Origin of the sequence: Neobacillus niacini, from assembly GCF_019749295.1 — a bacterium.
GTDB classification, from domain to species: domain Bacteria; phylum Bacillota; class Bacilli; order Bacillales; family Cytobacillaceae; genus Neobacillus; species Neobacillus niacini_D.
This window is the reverse complement of the sequence record NZ_JACWFG010000042.1, coordinates 1-7276: the sequence shown is the minus strand read 5'-3', so window position 1 is coordinate 7276 and position 7276 is coordinate 1. Positions and strand designations below refer to the sequence as shown.

The window sequence follows — 7276 nt, the reverse complement described above, 5'->3', positions numbered from 1 at the left end:
ACACTCTACGGGACTGCCCGTCGCACAAAAAGGAGCTGCTATGCAGCTCCTTTTTATCATTCACTGATTCCACTGTTAAATTTTGATAGAATATGTAGGTTCCCCGAATGTCAGTATTTGATCATCTGAAAAACCCAATCTTGAATAAAATAATTTACCGGCATCGTTTTGAGGATGAACCGTTAAACGTAATCGTTGACAAGACGGATGAGCTTTTTTTAAATGTCTGATTAATTCGTTTAACGCTTTAGAACCCACCCCAGATCGTTGAAATTTTTTATCTATAAAAAAATGAAAAATCCAATAGTCTTCAACACTTCCAGGTGTATAATGCAGATTAAAGAATCCTAACAATTGAGCTTGATCAGATATGCCGTACGGCTCTACAACTCTTCCGTCCGGCCTTATGTAAGCCTTCGCTAGTGCAATCGCTACAGGCGGAGTAATAGATGCAACAAATTTTTGTTGTTCAGCGTTTACGGATAATTCAAGAGCCTCTCTCCAGTTATCAGAATTAATCTTTACCAGCTCTATATTAGATATGACTAAAACCTCCCCGAACCTTTTATTAAATTGTTATATTATTGTACTAGCCACGAGAGAATTTGGTAATATTCTTAGAAAAAAATAAAAGTAAACCTATAATGAAGGAGATTAAACCAAACCCAAATGTGAAATTAGTAATATTCCAAATAAATGAAGGTGTTAAATCAATAATGGCCTGCATCTCTTGTATATTACCATTGTATGATGTAAAGATAAGTACTTTTTCTAACCCGCTTAAACCCATTAAAATAATCCCAGATAAGATAAAAACTAACCCTAAACTTTTCATCCTTTCCCATTTCCCCTTTCTCCATCATATGCCAGCTCTTTGTTTTAAGGAAGAGATTTTACGGATGTAATGGTAAATAAATTACCACTTCTTCCTCACCATGATCCATTGAATGATAGGTTTCGACTATAGAAGATTCTAGATCCCTTTTTAACCCTTGTTCCTCAGTCCAATTTAATAAATGGTTATGTAGGGTTCCGATATTTATCATGCTTCCCCTAGTCGTTACATAGTTTTGGTCTATTTCTATATATTCCATTCCATTTGGAACTTCTGTTAAAGGTTCCTTAAGTACTACCCCTACTAAATAGTTACCTTCTAAATGGTTTACATCTCTTTTAGGTTCAAATAGGGCTATTTCAGAAACAGAACTCATTTCAATTTCATCTAAACGATTTAGAAATTGCTGCGCAAGTTTTGGAACCTCAGTACCAAAATCAGCAAAAGCTCCTCTGCCTTTTATACCTGCTACTCGAAAACTTCTCCTAACCTTTTTACATTCCATATCCTATTCCCCCAGTCTTAAATATCTAACTATAAAATTTCTCTTTCAGCCCATTTATTTCCTTCTATCAGTTGTTTCTTTACTAATAAGACTGCAGCCCACATTAAAAACACCGTCACCCGATGTTTTTTTTCTAATTTATAACTATCCCTATCAATTAATCTACCTATTTATCATTTTCCTTATTATTCTTTTTGGCAATTCGTAATGAGCTAGTAATAAAAGCATATACAAATCAAGAATCCAAATACTTGTTGATAAGTCATAGTCCTCTTTATTTATTTTCTGTTCAATTTCATTCATTAAACCTACCGATAATGAACAAGCAAGAAAGTATAGGTATTGAGTTAATGCGTACATCCAATCTTGCTGGTTTCCTCCTATTGCTACAATCGCTGAAAAGACAGATACTACAAAAAACCATATACTAGCTAAAATCGATATAACCAAAATTATAAAACGAAAAAAGCCAAATATATATAAAACTAACGTTTTTATTATAATCACCACCGTTTGAATTTCAAATTATTATAGAATACGCAGGGTCACCATATGTCATTATATAATCATCTTAAAAACCCAATTTTCGCAAGATAATTTGCCAATTCAATAACTAAAATACCACAGTTTACCTGTCGTCATTTTAAATTCTTTTTGAACATAGCCCATTTTAGTTTGAGTGCATTATTTCACAAATGAGTGTTTTCATCCTTCTTCAATAGACTTTGCAATAACTTCACATTTTTTTATGGCCCAAATGTAATGATTGGACGTGTTTGCTGCAAAATAGCTATATAAATTACTTGTTTTTGTCCACTTATAATATCTTTTTGTCATGATTTCTTCATTGGTATGTAATTTAATTAAGTTCATTACTCTTTCATGGCTTAACTTCAATTTGTTCATAGCCAGATTTAATGTTACATCTTGGTATTTTTCCCAAATTTGGATATTAAGGAGATTAATACTACTCCATTTATAGCCAGGTGCCGGCATAAAAGGAGTATCTCCATCCATCCCTTCTCTATACCACCTCTCTAGCATTGCATGCCATTCATAAAGGTGCATTAATACATCACGAAAATTCTTATCTCTTTCATGCGTTTCAATAGAAATGCCCCTTTTTCTGCTTGGTACAGATTCAATTATTAGGATCAGTGATTTGAAATTCATGTCGCTATTTAACAATAGAATTTCCTTTTCACTCTTTGCTGTCATAGGATTCCCTCCTTTTTACTATATTTTAACATTAGAACATATGGGCTTGGCAATAAATGTAAGTCTAGAAAATTCAACTAACTTGCCTTAGCAAAATAAGAAAAGGCTGCCGCAGCAACCTGATTTTATAATAAAGCCCCCCCGCTGGTTTAACAAGACAATGCCTTCTTTTATAAAATTTGGGTATGCCTGCCATGGCTATCAGTTAAGGTAAGGATTCCAGCCTTATTTATGGATTTATCATTAATAATCAAAGAATATTAAAGTCAACCGACCAACCCATTCAAATGTATTCTTCAATAAAGAAGCCGAACACCTGCAAAAGATAATTTATCTTGCAGGTGTTCGGCTTTTCGATAATCGCCCTAAATTTTAAATACTTGCTCTGTTATAACTGAATGTTGATTTAACTGTGTTTGGAAAATAAGCGGAGTTTTTCCGTTTAAATTGGGAAATAACCATATTTCCTTAAAAATAGGCGGAGTTTTTCCGCTTATTGTTTCCAAATCCTTGTAATTTGTCTTATTTAAAGCAGTTAAGCGGAATATCTCCGCGTATATCTGCTTCTAAAGGTTACTCTGTAAACAATAGCCGGAAATTCTCCGCCTATGAATTCTCACCCCTACACGAAAATCAACAATGAATAATAACAGAGCTTAAATACTAATTTCCTCAATAATTGAATTTCCCTCAGTAGTCTCAGCATCAAGCCATTTCCAATTTTCATATAACCTAATTCGCCCATCTGGTAAGACTTCAGGAGTAGAAATACATTGACCGCCTCTAATTTCATTTTTGGAGTTAACGTGGTTATATCTAAACTCCAAGCAACCGTTATCCCTTATTACTCCAATCAATGTTCCTTTTACAATTTCCCCTCCGCTATATGTTGCTGAGATGATAAACCCCTCTTGCTTGTATTCAAAAATAGTCTTTGAAGAAACTTCACCATTATTTGTATTTTCAATTGACACAAAGCTACGACCATTAAAATCTATCACTTTTTCTCTTCCCCTTTGCCCAATATTTTTGGGTTTGTTAAGTAGTATTGTTGTTTTTCAGGTATAAAATATGGGAACGTACGATTTGGACGTTCCCGTGCATATTCCATAATAGCCCCTCTTAATTGGATAACTATAAATCTAATGTAGCTTTTTTAAAAGCTGCGTTTCCCTGCCCAAGCTCCTTGCATTTTACTTAGGAATACAATTTGCCCAATATGATATGCGTCGTAAACTGGCCCTATAACGGAAAAATGAGTGTTTTGTTATTTTGAAAATTATGATAACCTAAGTTTATCATAAGTTGTGTTAACTGAGAAAGAACAACTGTCTAAAACCATTTTGGTTATCTTAAAGCTATCTTTATATGTTTGATGGTGTCTAAGAATTGGCACTCTTGCACCGTCTGGTTTTAGTAGAAACCTTCATATTCTCCTCTAAAATGTTTCGTTCTATAATCTAGTTAAATGTAAAAAGACACCTTCTTATTAAAGAAAAGCGCCCTTTTGCTGAATAAAATTAAATCCTAGTTCAATTGTTCCTAGACATCTTTTTCATGAATGGTTTTACCCTATTAAGTAAAACCTCTGTTACCTTTAACTTATATTATAAAGATGGATAAGTAATCTTTCCTGTTTCTACTAGTTCCTTCAAACCTAAAAACATATAATGCCAACCTTGTTCGGTCTCTTTTTTCCAATCTTCATGTGCTTTTTCAATGTCGTCTGTGGTCCAACTCTCTTCATGGGTCACGTTAATTTCTTGTGTGAAGATCATTTCACAGCCTGATTCAAGCGGTTGGATCTCTACTGTAATGTCATCTTCTAAATCACTATATTGAGGCATTTTGAATGTGAAAACAAGTTTCGTTGGTGGTTCCACCACTTTGTATTCTCCAATAGCTCTGTAATCTTTCCCATCTCGATGATCCACAATTTCCCATGTTCCGCCGACACGTGGATCACTCTCTGCCACTTTATTAGTATGTTCCATGGTAAACATCCATTTTTTAAGCATTTCTGTGTTCGTCCACGCGTCAAACACTTTTTCTGCTGGAACATCAAATTTGCGTTTCATATTAAGGAATGTTAATGATGTTTTTGTCATACGTACCTTCCTCTTCCACAATTATTACCCTATTGAATCAATATTTTCACTATTATACTTCCCTATTCCAATCCTCTACAATCTGTACCGATTATTGAAACACAAGTATAACATTGTGCTCTTCAAATTAACTGCACCGTTAACTCAACAAGAAAAGGGATTGCAGGGCTAGACTTAAACTCTTGCGCACATTAATTTTAATAAGAGCCCTCTTGAATAACGGAGCGCCCAATTTATGTAATTTTCATCTATAATATGTAACTTTCCAACTCTTCTTTTTGACGAAAATGATGACGAAAATGCATTCCAACCAAATTATACCATTCCTTTGCGTTCAGCCAGCCGAATCCTCCATGTTTCACTTTATTATTGGGGTTAATATAATCCACTTTCGATTCCCATTGACCCAATCTTTGAATTAAATGATCCATCCTGATAATTAAATCTTCCTTACTGTCTGAATTATTGGGTGGAGAATTTAGTTCATCTGGTAATTTTATTTTAATAGGTGGAAACCCTCCGTTCCTAAATAATTGCTCGCCAAACTGTGTTTTCCCAAAAGGGTTTGCCTCATTTAAATTTGCACATATCTCCATATTATCAAGATACTCATGGGCAACAACAATTAAATGGTCATACATTTGCCCAATAGACCAAACCCCTTCTTCCGAGATATATCTAAGCTGCTTCAATGAATAATTGTAAAGATCACTTTTGAAAGTAATAAGCAGTTTATTTTCACTCAATTAAATTCTCCTTTGTAATAAACAAATGAAATTTGAAACCTTAGCTATTTTTGAATTAACATTTGCACACCATTAAGTGATTTACACTTTGAAATTAAACCATAAACCATTTGATTATGCTCAATTTCGCTTTAATTTTCATGGTAGTTGAATAATTGGATGAAACTTTAATTTAAAATATTTTTAAATACAGGGGTTCTCCAGGATAATCCTAAGTATAAATAATATTATAAGTGGGTTTGACGACTCCATTAGAATACTGTTTCATGTCCACTAACCTTAATTTAAGACGTGGTTTTACGTTGCCGAATAGAGAAATACCTTCACCAACTATAATTGGATTAACCTTCAGCACTAATTGATCAATCAGTTGATGATTAAGTAACGACCCAGCCAATTCTCCGCCTCCGCACAGCCAGATTTTACCGTTCACTTGCTGTTTAAGATTCTCAATAAACCCTATAGCATCTCCTTTAATAAGTTCGACTTCCTCGTTCGACTCAAACTGCATGGAGTTTGAGAATATGTAATGTTTTATGCCCTTATAGCCAGGTTCACCCGGTTTAGCACCGAATTGAAATCCAAACTCATATGTTTTTCCTCCCATCAACACTGCATCGTATTTCTGAATATCTGATAAAAAGTCAGGAACATGATCGCCATCAAATAAAAAGAGAGAATTATTAATATTCCCATCTATCATACCTTGATCAGCAATAAAGTTGTCTAGTGAAACTGCAACATGATAAATCAATTCAGCCATTCAGTCATCCCTCCAAGAAAATGAACTCCCTAGTAAATTCTATAAAACAAGTTTAATTTCCTTTTCTTATTAATCAGTTAACCTGCCCAGTTAACTCAATTTGTTTTTCCCCACAGTCTATGCACTGCACCATAAATTAAATTACAAATTTGTAATGAGATTTGTGTCATTCGTCATTATTGAAAGTAAGTTATACTCTGTTGAAAGTAAGTTGTACGGTAGAAAATATAAAGGAATGTCTTAATTTTGGAGACATTCCTTTTTTCTAACTAAAAATATGTAATTTCCTTCTTAAACTAAAGCTACCCGATACTTTAAGTCCAATTCTTCACAAACTGATATTGCTTCACAAAACTGACCTGCTGCAGAACATCGAAAAGGCGATTTCTAATTAAAGGATCACACCCAATATATATAGAAACCGACTAAATTAATATCTATTTGAATTATTTATTCGAATGAGATGAAAGACCCCGACCTATAAGGTTTGCAGAAACAGGCTTTTTACCTAATTCCCTTGCCCATATTGATAATTGCCCTATATGGTGAATTTCGTGAGCAATAGTATGTCGCATTATTTCACCCCAAGTATCCGTCACAATTCTTCCATCTTGCAAGGTATCATAAAATAATTTATTTTCCATACTAGCATCCCAGCTGTTCACAAAGTTTTCCACCTCTAAATGAAATTCAGCGTCCAATTTTCGAACTTTGATCAAGCCTTTATAACTATCGAAACTCTCCTGAAAGTCAGTTTTACCTTGTAAGAGACGTATCCAGCTCCATTCGACATCAACAATATGGAAAAGTGTATGCAATATACTTCCCATTCCACCCGTTCGGTTCCGCAGAAGTTCTTCTTCACTTAACTCTTCACACCAACGATACCAGTCTTCTCTTACCATCCAGTTATATCTAAAAAAAGTTTGCAAAAATGCCCCTCCCCATTTAGAAAATAATTTAACTGTTAAAATACTTTTAGAGCAATGCCAAACGATGTTAAATATTACTATTTCTACAAACATAGGTTGAATTCCTTTTTCAACAATCCTGCCATTTAGTTCAAAACAATAAAGTAGGGAAACCTTTCTCAAGGCTTCC

Annotated in this window: 9 protein-coding genes; all 9 read right to left on the bottom strand. The window is 34.0% G+C overall.

Annotated elements, in window-relative coordinates; translation table 11 throughout:
- Positions 1-75: 75 nt before the first annotated feature.
- Positions 76-519 (bottom strand): GNAT family N-acetyltransferase, encoded by a 444-nt coding sequence (locus tag H0184_RS27405; protein WP_313771839.1) that lies wholly within the window; start codon positions 517-519, stop codon positions 76-78.
- Positions 520-589: 70 nt separating this feature from the next.
- On the bottom strand, positions 590-835 hold the full coding sequence (locus H0184_RS27400; RefSeq protein ID WP_221831206.1) for a hypothetical protein: 246 nt from the start codon (positions 833-835) through the stop codon (positions 590-592).
- 58 nt (positions 836-893) lie between these two features.
- Positions 894-1340, bottom strand: a complete 447-nt coding sequence (locus tag H0184_RS27395; RefSeq protein ID WP_221831204.1) for a GyrI-like domain-containing protein — start codon at positions 1338-1340, stop codon at positions 894-896.
- Between the two features lie 705 nt (positions 1341-2045).
- Complete coding sequence (locus tag H0184_RS27390; protein ID WP_221831195.1) at positions 2046-2558, bottom strand: ClbS/DfsB family four-helix bundle protein; 513 nt, start codon at positions 2556-2558, stop codon at positions 2046-2048.
- 656 nt (positions 2559-3214) lie between these two features.
- Positions 3215-3559 carry a n-acetylglutamate synthase gene (locus tag H0184_RS27385; protein ID WP_221831193.1) on the bottom strand — a complete coding sequence of 115 codons (345 nt, stop codon included), beginning with the start codon at positions 3557-3559 and terminating at the stop codon, positions 3215-3217.
- Between the two features lie 606 nt (positions 3560-4165).
- Entirely contained in the window at positions 4166-4666 is a 501-nt protein-coding gene (locus H0184_RS27380) for an SRPBCC family protein (protein WP_221831191.1), read from the bottom strand.
- A gap of 248 nt (positions 4667-4914) precedes the next feature.
- Positions 4915-5412 (bottom strand): DinB family protein, encoded by a 498-nt coding sequence (locus H0184_RS27375; protein ID WP_221831189.1) that lies wholly within the window; start codon positions 5410-5412, stop codon positions 4915-4917.
- 211 nt (positions 5413-5623) lie between these two features.
- Positions 5624-6175: a dihydrofolate reductase family protein gene (locus H0184_RS27370; RefSeq protein WP_221831176.1), complete on the bottom strand. Its 552-nt coding sequence runs from the start codon at positions 6173-6175 to the stop codon at positions 5624-5626.
- Between the two features lie 446 nt (positions 6176-6621).
- Entirely contained in the window at positions 6622-7107 is a 486-nt protein-coding gene (locus tag H0184_RS27365) for a DinB family protein (RefSeq protein ID WP_221831208.1), read from the bottom strand.
- Between the last annotated feature and the right edge of the window lie 169 nt (positions 7108-7276).

Excerpts from the sequence above, each read along its gene's own strand:
- H0184_RS27400 (WP_221831206.1), bottom strand. The coding sequence starts at position 835 with ATGAAAAGTTTAGGGTTAGTTTTTATCTTATCTGGGATTATTTTAATG.
- H0184_RS27395 (WP_221831204.1), bottom strand. The coding sequence starts at position 1,340 with ATGGAATGTAAAAAGGTTAGGAGAAGTTTTCGAGTAGCAGGTATAAAA.
- H0184_RS27390 (WP_221831195.1), bottom strand. The coding sequence starts at position 2,558 with ATGACAGCAAAGAGTGAAAAGGAAATTCTATTGTTAAATAGCGACATG.
- H0184_RS27380 (WP_221831191.1), bottom strand. The coding sequence starts at position 4,666 with ATGACAAAAACATCATTAACATTCCTTAATATGAAACGCAAATTTGAT.
- H0184_RS27370 (WP_221831176.1), bottom strand. The coding sequence starts at position 6,175 with ATGGCTGAATTGATTTATCATGTTGCAGTTTCACTAGACAACTTTATT.